This is a genomic window from Rhizobium sp. P1_E6 (assembly GCF_056405875.1).
In genome coordinates this window covers 115,134-130,047 of record NZ_JBFUBG010000003.1, presented here as the reverse complement: position 1 = coordinate 130,047, position 14,914 = coordinate 115,134, and the positions used below count along the sequence as shown (strand labels likewise).

Genomic DNA, 14,914 nt, shown 5'->3' with positions numbered 1-14,914 from the left:
AAAGACGGAGGCGAAATGGCAGAGGCAGCATTGGACCGGAGTTCCAAATCCGGCTTGGGTCCGGCTGGCAAGCCATTTTCTACCTTCGAACGCCTGGTGGCGTGGCGCTATCTGCGCGCCCGCCGAAAGGAGGCGTTCATCTCCGTCATTGCCGGCTTCTCATTCGTCGGCATCATGCTGGGCGTCGCGACGCTGATTATCGTCATGGCCGTGATGAACGGGTTCCGCACGGAACTCGTCTCCCGCATCCTCGGCATCAACGGCCACATGATCATCCAGCCGATCGATGGTCCCTTTACCGACTATGCCGACCTCGTGAAGAAATTCGAGGCGGTGCCCGGTATCAAGATGGCGCTGCCGCTGGTCGAAGGCCAGGTGCTCGCTTCCTCGCGGACGGGCGGCAGTACAGGCGCGCTGGTGCGTGGCACGCGGGCCGAAGACCTGACCAAGCTCAAGGCCGTCTCCGACAACATCAAGTCCGGCGATATGGTGGGTTTTGCTGCAGGCGACAGCGTATTGATGGGCACGCGCATGGCCGACCAGCTTGGCCTGCGAGTTGGTGACCTGATTACGATGACGTCACCGGAGGGTGACGTGACGCCGATGGGCGTCAATCCGCGCATCAAATCCTACAAGATTTCCGGCCTCTTCGAGATCGGCATGTCGGAATACGATTCCTCGATCATCTATATGCCGCTGGAGGAATCTCAGCTTTATTTCAATGCCGACGGGCTGGTGCAGTCGATTGAGCTCTTCGTCGACAACCCCGACGATATAGACAATCTGAGGCCCAAGGTCGAAGAGGCGGCCGGACGGCAGATCGCCATCACCGACTGGCGCCAGCGCAACCAGACCTTCTTCTCCGCCCTGGAGGTGGAGCGCAACGTCATGTTCATGATCCTGACACTGATCGTGCTGGTCGCCGCGCTCAACATCATCTCCGGCCTCATCATGCTGGTGAAGGACAAGGGCAGCGATATCGCCATCCTGCGCACCATGGGTGCGAGCGCCGGCGCCATCATGCGCATCTTCTTCATGACCGGGGCGGCGATCGGTATTGTCGGCACGATCGCCGGCGTGCTGCTCGGCGTGCTCGTCTGCGTTAACATCGAGTCGATCCGCCAGTTCTTCTCCTGGGTATTGGGCACGGTGCTTTTCGATCCGGAGCTTTATTTCCTGAGCCAGCTGCCGGCGAAAATGGATGTGAGCGAAACGGTGTCCGTCGTCATCATGGCGCTGACGCTCTCCTTCATCGCGACGATCTTCCCCGCCTGGCGCGCCTCCCGCCTCGACCCCGTCCAGGCCCTTCGTTACGAATAAGGCTGAGATTCAAGGTCATGCATGATCCAAGGCCCAATCCAAGGAATGCCGCATTCATGAAACGCAATGTCGTTCTCAAGCTTTCGGGCGTCGAGCGCCACTATGGCCAGGGCGAAACGCTGCTGACCATCCTCAAGGGTGCGGATTTCACCCTGTCGAGCGGTGAGATGGTGGCGCTGGTGGCGCCGTCGGGCACCGGCAAGTCGACGCTGCTGCATGTGGCAGGGCTGCTGGAGCATCCTGACGGCGGCGAGGTAATGGTCAACGGTCGCCCATGTGATGGCCTCTCCGATGACAAGCGCACGGCTATCCGCCGCGGCGAGATCGGCTTCGTTTATCAGTTTCATCACCTGCTGCCGGAATTCTCTGCGCAGGAAAATATCATGATGCCACAGCTCATCGCCGGCCTCTCATGGAAAGAAGCGGGCGAGCGGGCAAAGATGCTTCTGGATTACATGCGCATCGGCCACCGCGGTACGCATCGCCCGGGCGAGCTTTCCGGCGGCGAGCAGCAGCGCGTGGCAATCGCTCGCGCCGTTGCCAATGCGCCGAGCCTGCTTCTGGCCGACGAGCCCACCGGCAATCTCGACCCGGAAACCGCCAGCTATGTCTTCGATGCTCTGGAGGCTCTGGTGCGCCAGTCGGGCCTTGCCGCGCTGATCGCCACACACAACCACGAGCTTGCCCGGCGCATGGACCGGCGCGTAACGATCTCCGACGGCAAGGTCGTGGATTTCTGATTATCAGGGGATAATCAGCCCGCCGCGATAATCGAGCTCATAGGCCCTTTGACCATCGACAAGGATGAATTCGTGGCCGCGGAAATGCGTGCAGTCGCCTTCGCTCGTATCGACATAGCGCCCCAGCGAATGATCGAAGACCATGCCGCCGAGGAAGCGGCCTTGTTTGTAAAGCTGTGACAGCGCGGCGCTAATGATCGTGCCGGCGACAGTTCCGTCGATGATCCCGGGCTCGATGATCCGCCCAAAATAGTTCATCGCCCACACCGGCTTTTCCTCCAGCCAGACCACTTCCTGACCGGCAAAATCCGTGCCGCCGAAATAGCTGTCGAGGTAGCGCCAGATCCCGCGCTTGTAGCCGATATCATGGGCGCCGATCCGATAAGAGGGCTGCGGCTTCGCGCCGGCGACATAAGTCTGCGATTTGGCTTCGACAATGAAGCCGTTGAGTTCCTGCGTGTCCATCGTCCCGCTGCTCCGACGTTAACCATGTCCCGCGAGAGCGGGAGGGAATCCTGTTGACAACAGAACATACATGGAACAAATTAAAAACATAAGAGCACAGGAGAGCCAAATGACTGACATGATCCGTGATATCGCAGCATTCACCTCCATCGCAATGTTCATTGCCAGCTTTTCGCTGATTGTCATGGCAATGTAAGAATTCAGGGGATCGCATGGCTGCCATGCGGTCCCGAAGCGGGACTTTTTCTGGACAGAATCGCCTTGATTGCCGACAATGCGCGCTCTTCAGTGAGGCGGTTCGAAAGGCAGATCATGGCGGATGCGGAAAAAGGTGCTGCTGGCGCAGTCGTCGGCGGAAAACCGGGCTTCGTCCATCTGAGGGTCCACTCCGCCTATTCGTTGCTCGAAGGCGCGTTGCCCCTCAAAAAGATCCTCTACAAGGCGTCGGGCGACAGCCAGCCGGCGATCGCCATTACCGATACCAACAATCTCTTCGTCGCTCTGGAGTTTTCCCAGAAGGCGATGGAAGACGGTCTGCAGCCGATCATCGGCTGCCAGGTATCGATCGACATGGAAGACGGCCTCGAAACCGAAAAGCGGGGCGGACACCAGACGCTGGTCAAGTTGCCCTCGATCGTACTTTTGTCCGCCACGGACGCAGGCTATGAACGGCTGGTCGATCTCGTCAGCCGCGCCTATCTCGGCGGCGAGAACAATCAGGCCATCAATATCCGCTCCTCCTGGCTGGAGGAAATCGGCACCGAAGGGCTGATCGCATTGACGGGTGCCTCGACCGGCCCCGTCGACATGCCGCTCAAGGACGGCCATACCACCCAGGCGGAGACTCGTCTGCTGGCGCTGAAGCGCATCTTCGGTGACAGGCTCTATGTCGAACTGCAGCGGCACGGCACCTACGACAAGCGGCACGAACAGAAGATTATCGGCCTTGCTTATAAGCACGACCTGCCGCTGGTGGCGACCAACGAAGCCTTCTTCCCGACGCGCGACGATTACGATGCGCATGACGCGCTGATGGCGGTGGCCCACAACGCCATCGTTTCCGACGACAGCCGCTTCCGCCTCTCCCCGGATCATTATTTGAAAAGCCGCGCGGAGATGGAAAAGCTCTTCGCCGATCTGCCCGAGGCGCTGGAGAATACCGTCGAGATCGCAAGGCGCTGCTCCTTCGTGCTGAAGACCCGCAAGCCGATCCTGCCGCGCTTCACGGGTGCGACTGACGATGCCGAAGAGGCCGAGCGCGCAGAATCGCTCGAACTTCGCCGCCAGGCGGAGGAGGGGCTGGATATGCGCCTTGCCGAGCTTGGAATGTCCGCCGGCTACGAGGAGAAGGATTACCGCGAGCGGCTGGAATTCGAGCTCAGTGTTATCGAGCGAATGAAGTTCCCCGGCTACTTCCTGATCGTTGCGGACTTCATCAAATGGGCCAAGCAGCATGATATCCCGGTTGGCCCAGGCCGCGGTTCGGGCGCAGGCTCGCTGGTCGCCTATGCGCTGACGATCACCGACGTCGATCCGCTGCGCTTCTCGCTTCTCTTCGAACGCTTCCTCAATCCCGAACGCGTCTCGATGCCCGACTTCGATATCGACTTCTGCCAGGACCGCCGTGAAGAGGTGATCCGCTATGTGCAGCAGAAATACGGTCGCGAGCAGGTGGCGCAGATTATCACCTTCGGTTCGCTGCAGGCGCGCGCCGCATTGCGCGACGTTGGCCGCGTGTTGGAAATGCCTTACGGCCAGGTCGACAAGATCTGCAAGCTGGTGCCGAACAATCCCGCAAACCCGACGCCGCTTTCGAAGGCGATCGAGGAAGAGCCGAAGCTGCAGGAGGAGGCCGCCAAGGAACCCGTCGTCGCGCGCCTCCTGGATATCGCCCAGAAGATCGAAGGCCTCTACCGCCACGCCTCAACCCACGCCGCCGGTATCGTGATCGGCGATCGCCCGCTGTCGAAACTGGTGCCGATGTATCGCGATCCGCGATCCGACATGCCGGTCACCCAGTTCAACATGAAGTGGGTAGAGCAGGCCGGCCTCGTCAAGTTCGACTTCCTCGGCCTGAAGACGCTGACCGTGCTCAAGGTGGCCGTCGATTTCTGCAGGAAGCGCGGCATCGAGGTCGATCTTCCGAAGATCCCGCTCGACGACAAGAAGACCTACGAGATGCTTTCGCGCGGCGAAACGGTCGGCGTGTTCCAGGTTGAAAGTGCCGGCATGCGCAAGGCGCTGATCGGCATGAAGCCTGACTGCATCGAGGATATCATCGCACTGGTGGCGCTCTATCGTCCCGGCCCGATGGAAAACATCCCGACCTACAATGCCCGCAAGCACGGCGAAGAAGAGCTTGAATCGATCCATCCGACGATCGACCATCTGCTCAAGGAAACGCAGGGCGTTATCGTTTACCAGGAACAGGTGATGCAGATCGCCCAGGTCCTGTCAGGCTATTCGCTCGGCGAAGCCGATCTTCTGCGCCGTGCCATGGGTAAGAAGATCAAGGCTGAGATGGATCAGCAGCGCGAGCGCTTCGTCGATGGCGCGGTCAAGAACGGCGTGTCGAAGCCGCAGGCCGATAACATTTTCGAACTCCTGGCGAAGTTCGCAAACTACGGCTTCAACAAGTCGCATGCGGCCGCCTACGCCATCGTCTCCTATCAGACGGCCTTTATGAAGGCGCACTATCCGGTCGAATTCCTGGCTGCTTCGATGACGCTCGATATGTCGAACACCGAAAAGGTCAATGACTTCCGCCAGGATGCGAAGCGTCTCGGCATCGAAGTCATCGCGCCCTCCGTCCAGACCTCCTTCCGACAGTTCGAGACCGGCGACAACCGCATCTATTATGCGCTCGCGGCCCTCAAAGGGGTCGGCGAATCCGCCGTCGATCACATCGTCGACATGCGCGGCGACAAGCCCTTCGCCAGCATCGAGGATTTCTGCCTGCGCATCGATCCACGCCAGGTAAACCGCCGTGTGCTGGAAAGCCTGATCTATGCGGGCGCTTTCGATTGCTTCAATCTGGACCGTGCCCAGCTTTCAGCCGGCCTCGACCGTGTGCTCGGCTATGCGCAGCGCGCGCAGGAAAACAAGCTGAGCGGCCAGTCGGATATTTTCGGTGGTGCGCTGTCGTCAGGCCCGGAAAAGATCGCCCTGCCACCATTCTCGCCCTGGCTTGCCTCTGAGCGGCTGCTCAAGGAATTCCAGGTGCTGGGCTTCTATCTCACCGCCCATCCGCTCGACAGCTACAACAACCTCCTCCAGAAGATGCGCGTGCAAACCTTCCAGGATTTCTCGACGGCGGTGAAGCAGGGCGCTGCAAACGGGCGGCTGGCCGGCACGGTCATTTCCAAGCAGGAGCGCAAGACGCGCACCGGTAACAAGATGGGCATCATCGTCTTCTCGGATTCCTCCGGCCAGTACGAAGCCGTGCTCTTCTCCGAAATGCTGAACCAGTATCGCGACGTGCTGGAGCCCGGAAAATCCTTCGTCATCACCGCGATCGGCGAAGAGCGGCCGGAAGGTGTGAGCCTGCGGCTGCAGACCATTCAGTCGCTGGAGGAAAAGTCGCTGCAGATGCAGAAGGCTCTGCGTGTCTATGTCCGCGACTCCGGCCCGTTGCGCGCCGTCGCAGCACACCTGAATGCCAGGGGCGATGGCCTCGTCTCCTTTATCGTCATCAAGGAAGAGGGCAAGCGCGAAGTCGAGGTCGTTTTATCGGACAAATACCGGATCACGCCCGAGATCGCAGCCGCCTTGCGGGCTGCTCCCGGCGTCGTCGACGTCGAACTCGTCTGAAGAAAAGAGCGGCCGGCGTTGCGCCGGCCGCATTTGTTTTTCAGCCCGCCTGCAGCCGGCAGGATGCATCCGTGCAGCGGCCCCTGCCGAAGCCCATAATGAACGTGCCGATCAGCGTGGCCATGACAGGCACCAGCAAGGCGGCACGCAACGCCTCCAGCCGTTCGGACGGGCTTTCTCCGTCGCCGAGAGCAAGTGTGCCGACGGCACTGACGGCGGAGAGGCCTAGTGCTGCGCCGAACTGGAACGACGTATTCACCAGCCCGCTCGCCAGCCCCTGTTCGTTGTCGGCAATACCATCAGTCGCAATAATCGTCAGCGGGCCGTAGCCGAGGGAAAAGGCAAGGCCGAGCAGGATCGTCGACGGCAGCATCGCCGCATAGGTCCAGTCGAGCCCCATGCCCAGGAAGAGCACATAGCCAGCGGCAGCGAGTGCAAAACCGCCAAGCACCACGCGTCCATTGCCGAAGCGCTCGACGAGCAGGGGCGTCAGCAGCGGTGCCAGAATGGCGTCCATGCCGATGACGATCAGGGCAAGGCTGGTTTCGAACGAGGACCAGCCCAGCAGTTCCTGCAGATAGAGCGAGACGATGAACTGGAAGCCGAAGAACGCGCCGGTGAAAAGCATCGCTCCGAGGTTCGATTGTACCAGTCCGGCAGACCGGAATATCCCGAGACGCACGAGCGGTGCACGTGACTTGCGTTCTATGAGTATGAAGGCAAGCCAGAGAACCGCGCTCGCCCCAGCCGCCGCGATTGTCCAGGTCAGGTCGTTGGTCATATGCTCCAGCCGTGTCAGCGCATAGACGGCAAGCAGCATGGCACCCGTCAGGGTCAGTGCGCCGGCAATGTCGAATTTCTGGCGTGGGGCGGCGTCTTCCTTGTTTTCCACGATCAGCTTCATACCGGCAAGCAGTAGGATGGCCGAAAAGATGACCGGCGCGAAGAACACCCAGCGCCAATCGATGGCGGACAGAAGCCCGCCGATGACGAGGCCGAGCGAAAAGCCCGCCGATGCCGTGCCGGCATAGATCAGGACAGCCCTGTTGCGCTGCGGCCCCTCGGGAAAGCTGCCATTGATAAGAGCAAGACCGGCTGGCGTCATGAAGGCGGCCGCTGCTCCGGTGACGAAGCGGGCCGTCAGCAGCATCCAGCCTTCGGTTGCAAAGCCGCCGAGACCGGAGAAAAGCAGGAATACGGTCAGCGCCGTCAGGAAGACTTTGCGCTTGCCATACATGTCGGCGACGCGGCCGCCGAGCAACATCAGCCCGGCATAGGCAAGCACATAGGCCGAGACGACGGCGCTGAGCGTCGTGGTCGAAAGGCCGAGTTCAGCGCGGATAGAGGGGAGAGCGATGTTGAGCATGGCTGCATCGACGCCTTCGAGAAAGATCGCGCCGCAGAGAACGGCGAGCATGCCGGCAGCACTGCGGCTCATTCTTCCGCTACCCAGTGCCAGAGGAGGACTTGTAGACATTCTGATTTCCTTGTCAGTGAAGCAGGGAAGAGCGAGAATGGTTATATTTTGATCCTCGGTTCCCTATTGTAACCAAGGCTGACATAAGGCATGGTTCCAACCCATGGAAGAAGGCACTTCAAACTCACCGAGTGACTGCTGCAGCACCGACCGCGATTACGATATCCACCAGTGGGATGCGCGGGAGGACTGCGAGGTGCGCCAGATCCTCGATCGCATCGCCGACAAGTGGTCGCTGCTGGTCATTGCCCTGCTCGAAAAACGCACGTTACGCTTTACTGAGTTGCGCAAGAGCATCGATGGCATCAGCCAGCGCATGCTGACGACGACGTTGCGCCAGCTCGAGCGTGACGGGCTGATCGAGCGGACAGTCTATCCAGTGGTGCCGCCAAGGGTCGATTATGCTCTGACGGAGCTCGGCTGCACGTTGCATGAGACCATCAAGGCGCTCGTCGTCTGGACCGAGACGAACCAGGCAAAGATCATCTCCGCCCGCCGAAGTTACGACGAGCGTGCCAGCGAGAAGCTTTGGTAGGCCTCAGCTCTCGCGAGTGATGGTAATGAATTCCGTGCCTTCGCCGGTTTCGGAACCGAGACCGGTATCTGTGATCGTCAGCGTCGAGCCGGGCGAGATCAGCGCATCAATCCGGTGACGGGTTTCTTCTGACATCGAGATACGGCTGAGCGCTCTGGCGATTGGACGGCCGCTGATGATGGAGCTTTCCTGATTGGCGATGCCGAGCCGCTTCACCGTCTCGCGGGAGAGATTGTTCTCCAGCGTGACGCCCAGCCAATCCGCCGTGCCGGCCGCCTCATCAACTGCGTGCAGCGAGAAGAAGTGTGTGCCGAGCGCAAGTCCTGGATCGGCAATCGTGATCGGCGCCTCGAAGAGCGGCCTGAAATCCTTGCGTACCATGATGACGCCATTCGGAGGCTCGCCTCTGCCTGCTGCAGCGTAAACTTCCCTTAGGAGAGTATCCGTGATCAGACCCTTGTCACGGGCAAATTCCGTTGGCCGCAGCGCCTTGAAGGCATTGATGGCCTGAACGGTCGCAGGACCGGCCAGCCCGTCAGGTTCGCCGGCGGCAAAGCCGAGCTGGTTTAGCAGGGTCTGAATATCGATGACGTTTTCACGCAGCGTCCGGCGCGTAATCAGCATGCTGATCGGCGCGGTATCCGCAGCGGGCGCTTGCAGCTGGAACTGCGGCATCGGCAGGGCAGCCGTCGTCTCGTTCATGGCGACCTGCACCTGCGTCTTCGCATCGCCGATGGATGGTCGCAGCTCGACGTCCGAGAGCAGTGGCGACGGCTCGGGCCGCTCCGGGTGGAACAGGGTCGGATGGTCGATCGGCTGCGGTGTCAGCTCGCTGTCGGTAATAATGACGGGCACGCCCATCTCGGTCATTTTGTAGAGTGATTTCGCAAAGGCGTCGGGCATGCGCACGCAGCCGTGCGACGCCGGATAGCGCGGTACGGAATTGGACTCGTGCAACGCGATGCCGGACCAGGTCAGCCGCTGCATGAAGGGCATCGGCGCATTCGAATAGATGTTGGATTCGTGGTACTTCTGCTTCTCGATGACGGAGAAGATGCCGCTCGGCGTCGTATGACCGTCCTTGCCGCTCGAGATCTTGGAGGTCGCCACGACCTCCGTACCGTCATAGACGGCCAGCGACTGCTGGTCCTTGGACACGAATATCTGCAGCGTACGCGCATCGGCTGCAAAAGCCGGATCGACAAGAGCGGTCGCCGACAGCAACCCGATAAGGACACCTACACGCACAGACATGACGCAATACACCACATGCACAAAAACGACGCGAGTTAAGCACGCGAAGTTTAACGAAGGCTTGAATACGCCGGTGCGCTTTGATCACGAGATTGTGGGATATTCAATTTTATGCAAATCTAAAAAAGGAGAAGTCTTGGGGGAGACTTGGAAATGCATGTCGATATTGTTTCTGCGTTCGATGATCTGCATGCCCTGAAAGATAACTGGAACGAGGTCTATGCCGCCGATCCGGAAGGGCACTATTTCCTTTCCTGGCACTGGATCGCCCGATGGCTGGAGCGGCGGACATTATGGTTCGTTCTGGCCGCCAGACGGCAGGGGGACGAGCGCTATGTGGCTTTCCTTCCCATTCAGCTTCATGTGGATTTCGAGGAATGGCAGGGCCTTGGCAATGTCGTACGCCTAGGTGGCACGCCCTATGCCGGCTGCAACGGTGTTCTGACGCGTCCCGAGGATGCAGAGGCGGCGCTGAGCGCTTTCGCCGATTGCCTGCAAAGCTTCAACTGGAAGCATCTCGATCTCGACGATATCTATATGCCCGAGGCGAGGCTGAAGACGTTTCTGGCCGCCTTTCAGCCTTCCGAGTTCTCAAGGAGGAAGGTTCCGCGCCGGCCGCATATCACCGCTGACGGCGAAAATATTGACCACGACGTCTATGTTTACATCCCCCTCGGCGAGGATTTCGAAACTTTCCTGCATGAGCGCATCGGCGCCAAGACGCGGCGCAACGCCCGCAAGGCGCTGCGCGATCTCGTCGACCCGGAAAACGAGTTGCGCATCACGCATGTGACGCCGGAGACGATGGAGCGCGATCTCGAGATCTTCTACGAGATGTGGAACGTGCAGTGGGGTAAGCGTCAGCCGCGCTACGGCAAGTTCATCCTCGACAACAGCCGGCACATGCTGCCGGCCTGCATAAAGGATGGCACGGTCTTCATGCCGATCCTCTGGGACAAGGACAAGCCGGTCGGCACCTTCATCGTCTTCCTGGATCCCTATCGCAAGTCGATGGTGTGCTTCCTTGGAAGCCGCGACTTGACCTTCCGCCGCTCGATCAGCCCAGGCTTCATGCTGCATTGCTACAACATGCGCTGGGGCATCGAGAACGGCTATCGGACCTACGACCTCGGCACTGGCAACTATGGCTACAAGGACCTCTTTGGCTCAAAACACCATATCGTGGAGAAGCTGCAGATATCCACGCTCTCCGGCCGCAATATCGGCGATCGCCTCGATCCGCGCTCGCTGGATATCGCCATGCATCAGGCGGTGCATTTCTTCAGGAGCGGAAACCCGGACGCTGCAGAACTCTGCTGCCGGCAGATCCTTGTCGTCGATGATGCGCGTGCACCCGCAATCTCGCTGCTGGCGGAAATCGAAGCAGCGCAGCGGCCGAGGCTGGTAAGCGATCCCGCAGCCCATTTCAGTGCCGCCACCGAACGGCACCGCGCCGGCGATCTTGCCGCAGCGGAATCGGGCTACCGCGAGGTGATCTCGGTCGTGCCGGAGCATTTCGATGCCCTGCAGCATCTGGCGTTGCTACTGTTGCAGAAGGGCGATTTCAGCGCAGCCAGAGACTGTGTCGACAAGGCGATCGGGGTGAAACCGGCCTCCGCCTCGGCCTATTGCAATCGCGGCAATATTCTCGCGCGGCTTTCAAATTTCGAAGAGGCGCTTGGAAGTTACGACCGAGCCATCGCGCTGGACGCCGGCCATGCCATCGCCTTCAACAATCGTGGCAACGTACTGCGAAGGCTGGGCCGCCATGACGAGGCGGTAGAGAGCTACGACCGCGCCATCGCGCTCGATCCGGGTTATGCCCAGGCGCTGAAGAACCGCGATGCCGCTTTGCAGGAAGTGGCCACGGTGCAAGCCTAGCCTACCGGTCGCCCTTGCCGCCGAACGTATAGCCGGTTTCGACTGTGCCCTTGCCGAACTTGTCGCGCAGCTTGTCCATCGCTGCCTCCGCCGCCGCACGCCGGCCGGACTGCTGATCGATGAGATCGGGCGGATCGGCCCGGCCGGCATCGCCGAGATCGGTGACGCCGATGCCGATCAGGCGGAATTTCGTGCCGTCCGTTTCCTTCTCCAGAAGGTCGAGGCCGGTACGGAAGATCTTGTCGGCAAGCTGTGTCGAATCCTCGAGCCGCCGGTTGCGGGTTCGTGATTTGAAATCGGCTGTCTTCATCTTCAGCACGACCGTCTGGCCGGCAATGCCGTTCTTCTTCAGTCGCCAGGAAACTTTCTCCGAGAGATTGCGCAGGATCGGTACCAGATCGTCATGGCGCGAAATATCGTCGAAGAAAGTGGTCTCAGCCGAAACGCTCTTGGCGGCATCGTTGAGATGCACCTCCCGGTCGTCGATGCCGCGCGACAGGCGAGAAAGCCGTTGGCCGATGCTGCCATAGCGGCGCATCAGGTCGTTCTCCTGCATTTCCTGGAGTTGGCCGATCGTGCGGATGCCATCGGCTTCGAGCGTCGCAGCGAAGGCCTTGCCGACGCCCCAGATGGTCGTTACCGGGCGAGGCGCCAGGAACTCGACAGCTTCCTCCCGCCCGATAACCGAAAAGCCGCGCGGCTTCTGTAAATCGGAGGCGACCTTGGCGAGGAACTTGCAGTAGGAGAGCCCGACCGAGACGGTGATGCCGATCTCCTTTTCGATGCGACGGGCGAACTTTGCCAGCGTGCGGGCTGGCGGATCGTGATGCAGCCGTTCGGTGCCTTCGAGTTCCAGGAAGGCCTCGTCGATAGACAGGGGCTGCACGAGTGGCGTCAGCTCCTGCATCAGCGCGCGGACCTGCCGCCCGACTTGAACATATTTCTCCATATCAGGGCGGATGACGATCGCCTGCGGGCAGGCCTCGAGCGCCTTGAACATCGGCATGGCCGAGCGTACGCCGTGGATGCGTGCGATATAGCAGGCGGTGGAGACCACGCCTCGCTTGCCACCGCCGATAATCACAGGCTTGTCGGCGAGTTCCGGATTGTCGCGCTTCTCGACTGCGGCATAGAAAGCGTCGCAATCGATATGCGCGAGCGTCAGGTCATAGAGTTCTTTGTGACGTACGAGACGCGGGCTGCCGCAGGCATGGCAGCGGCGCACGTCTCCCTTCTGCTCGGCAAGGCAGTCGCGACAGAAGCCGGGTGTCTTGTCAGATGCAGGCGCCATGGTGGGAACAAAGGTTGAACATCGCAACATTACGCCCTAAGCTTTCGAGTCTCAAGAGAGGAGGAGAGCTTGGCCGTGGATATCGATCTTCGTTTCGACCCTGTCACGGCCGAACGCTGGGGCGACTTTGAAAAGCTGTTCGGCCCACAGGGTGCCTTTTATAATTGCTGGTGTGTGGCGCTACGCCTGCCGCATGCCGTCCGCACGAAGATGGAGTCTTTGGAGCGCAAGGCCCATATGCAGGGTCGAATCGCGGCCGGACCGCCGCCGGGCATCCTCTGTTATGTCGAAGGCGAGCCGGTGGCCTGGGTGCAGGTCGGACCGCGCCATGATGTGCCGCAGTTCAATTCGCCGCGCACGGTCTCGCGGCCGTTGGAGGAGGACGATGCGCATGATCCCTCTATCTGGGCAGTCAGCTGTTTCTTCCTGCTGCCGAAGCTGCGCGGCAAAGGGCTGAGCCACAGATTGCTTGCCGGAGCCATCGATTATGCCCGCAGCCAGGGCGCGCGATTGCTGGAGGCCTGTCCGATCGACCATGTGAAGCAGTCGAAATCCGTCACGCTTTGCATCGGTTCGACGGCGATTTTCGATACGGCCGGTTTCGAGACGATCGCGCGGCGCAAGGACGGCCGGCCGCTCATGCGGCTGGATTTGTGCGTTTGACGAGGCCTGCCGCGAGATGCTGGTCGATGAGTTCTGAGGCATGCGGCCAGTCTCGCGCCCGCATAATATCCTCGGCGGCCACCGGCGCGAAGCGGTGGACGGGCGAGTCCGGCATGAGATGGATGAGCAGACAATCGGCCACATGCTCCTTCACGGAATGCAGGTTCCGCGCCATATCGTCGATAAAGATGACAGGAAGGTCGCGGCCGCCATGCAGTGCCTGCACAATCGGTCCCTTCGGCTGCTCGCTGGCCAACAGCGGGAAGTTCAGACCGGTGCTGTCGAGAAGGCGGCGGCGATGCGCGGAAAATTGCGGCGGCATCGCGGTGAGGAACAGGACGTCGGCGTCATCAGACAGGCGTTCGAGTGTCGAAACGACCGGATCGAACGGCGTCTGCCAGCTTTCCTGGGCCTCGAAGAATTCGAGGATCAGCCGGCTGACATGCTGATCCTCGAGCGCAAGCCCGTCGGCGAGCGAGACGATGTTGCCGTGGAGGCGGAAGGAACGCGGCAGGAATTCGTGGCCGAGGCTTTTGAGGTACTGTTGAAAAGGATCGATGAATTGCAGCACCACATCATCGACATCGCAGACGATGAGCGGCCTGTCGCCAAGGCGGATATGCGAGATGTCGAGTTCGGCGCTCACCATCAGTATTCTCCGGAATCGAGACCGGGCGGCGAGAAGTGGCGCCATGCCGCCGTCAGCGCCTCCGGTGTCGTGCCTGTCGCCTCGCAGAAGGCGATCGCCGTCGGCTCGTGGTTCATGAGGAAATCGAGCATGCCGGCCAAAAAGCCGGGATCGTTGATGGCACTACGCACCTGCTGCGGCTCGACGCCGGTCAGTGCCAGGAAGCGGCCGAAGAGATCTGGGTCGTTCGCCAGCCAGCCGAGCACGGCAATGGCCGTTTCTTGCGGAGCGGCTGCCGCCGCAAGTTGTTTCGAAGTCTTGAAGTTGCTTTGCATTGCGGCGGTCAAGTTACCTTTTTTTCAACCAAATACCGGTAGTTTGCGCTATCGGTTTCATGGAGCCATTTGTCAGCTAATGTCTTTTCAAGAGACATCTGGCTTCAAGAACGGACGTAAGGACAGCTTGTCATGCCCAAACAGGTGATGATTGTAGAAGATAACGAGCTCAACATGAAGCTCTTTCGCGACCTCATCGAGGCCTCGGGCTATACCACGATACAGACCCGTAATGGCATGGAAGCGCTTGATCTTGCTCGCAAACATCGCCCTGATCTTATTCTTATGGATATTCAGCTTCCGGAAGTGTCCGGTCTTGAAGTGACAAAATGGCTGAAGGAAGACGACGAACTCCACGTGATCCCGGTCATTGCCGTCACCGCATTCGCCATGAAGGGCGACGAGGAACGGATTCGTCAGGGCGGCTGTGAGGCCTATGTCTCAAAGCCGATCTCCGTTCCAAAATTCATTGAAACGATCAAAACTTATTTGGGCGACGCCTGAGGCATCGGAAA

13 protein-coding genes are annotated in these 14,914 nt (G+C 60.2%); 7 read left to right on the top strand and 6 right to left on the bottom strand.

Annotation, left to right across the window (positions count from 1 at the left end):
• Positions 1-15: 15 nt before the first annotated feature.
• Positions 16-1,320, top strand: a complete 1,305-nt coding sequence (locus tag AC1D35_RS03335; protein ID WP_113310761.1) for a lipoprotein-releasing ABC transporter permease subunit — start codon at positions 16-18, stop codon at positions 1,318-1,320.
• 56 nt (positions 1,321-1,376) lie between these two features.
• The gene (locus tag AC1D35_RS03330) at positions 1,377-2,060 is read left to right on the top strand and encodes an ABC transporter ATP-binding protein (RefSeq protein ID WP_113301287.1); all 684 of its coding nucleotides are present in this window, start codon (positions 1,377-1,379) and stop codon (positions 2,058-2,060) included.
• Positions 2,061-2,063: 3 nt separating this feature from the next.
• On the opposite strand, the gene AC1D35_RS03325 is transcribed toward AC1D35_RS03330, so the two are convergent.
• Positions 2,064-2,525 (bottom strand): DUF5680 domain-containing protein, encoded by a 462-nt coding sequence (locus tag AC1D35_RS03325; protein ID WP_113310762.1) that lies wholly within the window; start codon positions 2,523-2,525, stop codon positions 2,064-2,066.
• Positions 2,526-2,837: 312 nt separating this feature from the next.
• On the opposite strand from AC1D35_RS03325, the gene dnaE reads away from it, so the two are divergent.
• Positions 2,838-6,335, top strand: a complete 3,498-nt coding sequence (gene dnaE / locus AC1D35_RS03320) for a DNA polymerase III subunit alpha (RefSeq protein ID WP_113310763.1) — start codon at positions 2,838-2,840, stop codon at positions 6,333-6,335.
• A 40-nt stretch (positions 6,336-6,375) separates the two neighbouring features.
• Here dnaE and AC1D35_RS03315 read toward each other — a convergent pair whose 3' ends face one another.
• Positions 6,376-7,812, bottom strand: coding sequence for an MFS transporter (locus AC1D35_RS03315; protein WP_113310764.1), 1,437 nt, complete (start codon positions 7,810-7,812; stop codon positions 6,376-6,378).
• 103 nt (positions 7,813-7,915) lie between these two features.
• Between AC1D35_RS03315 and AC1D35_RS03310 the strand changes: the two genes are divergently transcribed.
• Positions 7,916-8,347, top strand: coding sequence for a winged helix-turn-helix transcriptional regulator (locus tag AC1D35_RS03310; RefSeq protein WP_113301252.1), 432 nt, complete (start codon positions 7,916-7,918; stop codon positions 8,345-8,347).
• A 3-nt stretch (positions 8,348-8,350) separates the two neighbouring features.
• Here the strand turns inward: AC1D35_RS03310 and AC1D35_RS03305 are convergent, their stop codons facing one another.
• Complete coding sequence (locus AC1D35_RS03305; protein WP_113310765.1) at positions 8,351-9,601, bottom strand: L,D-transpeptidase family protein; 1,251 nt, start codon at positions 9,599-9,601, stop codon at positions 8,351-8,353.
• A gap of 153 nt (positions 9,602-9,754) precedes the next feature.
• On the opposite strand from AC1D35_RS03305, the gene AC1D35_RS03300 reads away from it, so the two are divergent.
• The gene (locus tag AC1D35_RS03300) at positions 9,755-11,482 is read left to right on the top strand and encodes a GNAT family N-acetyltransferase (protein ID WP_113310766.1); all 1,728 of its coding nucleotides are present in this window, start codon (positions 9,755-9,757) and stop codon (positions 11,480-11,482) included.
• 1 nt (position 11,483) lies between these two features.
• On the opposite strand, the gene AC1D35_RS03295 is transcribed toward AC1D35_RS03300, so the two are convergent.
• The gene (locus AC1D35_RS03295) at positions 11,484-12,773 is read right to left on the bottom strand and encodes a DNA polymerase IV (protein ID WP_113310767.1); all 1,290 of its coding nucleotides are present in this window, start codon (positions 12,771-12,773) and stop codon (positions 11,484-11,486) included.
• Positions 12,774-12,848: 75 nt separating this feature from the next.
• Between AC1D35_RS03295 and AC1D35_RS03290 the strand changes: the two genes are divergently transcribed.
• Entirely contained in the window at positions 12,849-13,436 is a 588-nt protein-coding gene (locus AC1D35_RS03290; protein WP_113310787.1) for a GNAT family N-acetyltransferase, read from the top strand.
• Here AC1D35_RS03290 and AC1D35_RS03285 read toward each other — a convergent pair.
• Complete coding sequence (locus AC1D35_RS03285) at positions 13,411-14,085, bottom strand: hypothetical protein (protein ID WP_113310768.1); 675 nt, start codon at positions 14,083-14,085, stop codon at positions 13,411-13,413. The genes AC1D35_RS03290 and AC1D35_RS03285 overlap by 26 nt on opposite strands.
• Positions 14,085-14,399: a DUF3572 domain-containing protein gene (locus AC1D35_RS03280; RefSeq protein ID WP_113310769.1), complete on the bottom strand. Its 315-nt coding sequence runs from the start codon at positions 14,397-14,399 to the stop codon at positions 14,085-14,087. The genes AC1D35_RS03285 and AC1D35_RS03280 overlap by 1 nt, the downstream gene beginning before the upstream one ends.
• A 132-nt stretch (positions 14,400-14,531) precedes the next feature.
• Here AC1D35_RS03280 and AC1D35_RS03275 point away from each other — a divergent pair, with 132 nt between their 5' ends.
• Positions 14,532-14,903, top strand: coding sequence for a response regulator (locus AC1D35_RS03275; RefSeq protein ID WP_003547430.1), 372 nt, complete (start codon positions 14,532-14,534; stop codon positions 14,901-14,903).
• Positions 14,904-14,914: the final 11 nt, after the last annotated feature.

Bases quoted from the DNA above. Each gene is read 5' to 3' on its own strand.
- AC1D35_RS03310 (WP_113301252.1), top strand. From the start codon at position 7,916: ATGGAAGAAGGCACTTCAAACTCACCGAGTGACTGCTGCAGCACCGAC.
- dnaE (WP_113310763.1), top strand. From the start codon at position 2,838: ATGGCGGATGCGGAAAAAGGTGCTGCTGGCGCAGTCGTCGGCGGAAAA.
- AC1D35_RS03325 (WP_113310762.1), bottom strand. From the start codon at position 2,525: ATGGACACGCAGGAACTCAACGGCTTCATTGTCGAAGCCAAATCGCAG.
- AC1D35_RS03300 (WP_113310766.1), top strand. From the start codon at position 9,755: ATGCATGTCGATATTGTTTCTGCGTTCGATGATCTGCATGCCCTGAAA.
- AC1D35_RS03280 (WP_113310769.1), bottom strand. From the start codon at position 14,399: ATGCAAAGCAACTTCAAGACTTCGAAACAACTTGCGGCGGCAGCCGCT.
- AC1D35_RS03285 (WP_113310768.1), bottom strand. From the start codon at position 14,085: ATGGTGAGCGCCGAACTCGACATCTCGCATATCCGCCTTGGCGACAGG.
- AC1D35_RS03275 (WP_003547430.1), top strand. From the start codon at position 14,532: ATGCCCAAACAGGTGATGATTGTAGAAGATAACGAGCTCAACATGAAG.
- AC1D35_RS03315 (WP_113310764.1), bottom strand. From the start codon at position 7,812: ATGTCTACAAGTCCTCCTCTGGCACTGGGTAGCGGAAGAATGAGCCGC.
- AC1D35_RS03305 (WP_113310765.1), bottom strand. From the start codon at position 9,601: ATGTCTGTGCGTGTAGGTGTCCTTATCGGGTTGCTGTCGGCGACCGCT.
- AC1D35_RS03330 (WP_113301287.1), top strand. From the start codon at position 1,377: ATGAAACGCAATGTCGTTCTCAAGCTTTCGGGCGTCGAGCGCCACTAT.
- AC1D35_RS03335 (WP_113310761.1), top strand. From the start codon at position 16: ATGGCAGAGGCAGCATTGGACCGGAGTTCCAAATCCGGCTTGGGTCCG.
- AC1D35_RS03295 (WP_113310767.1), bottom strand. From the start codon at position 12,773: ATGGCGCCTGCATCTGACAAGACACCCGGCTTCTGTCGCGACTGCCTT.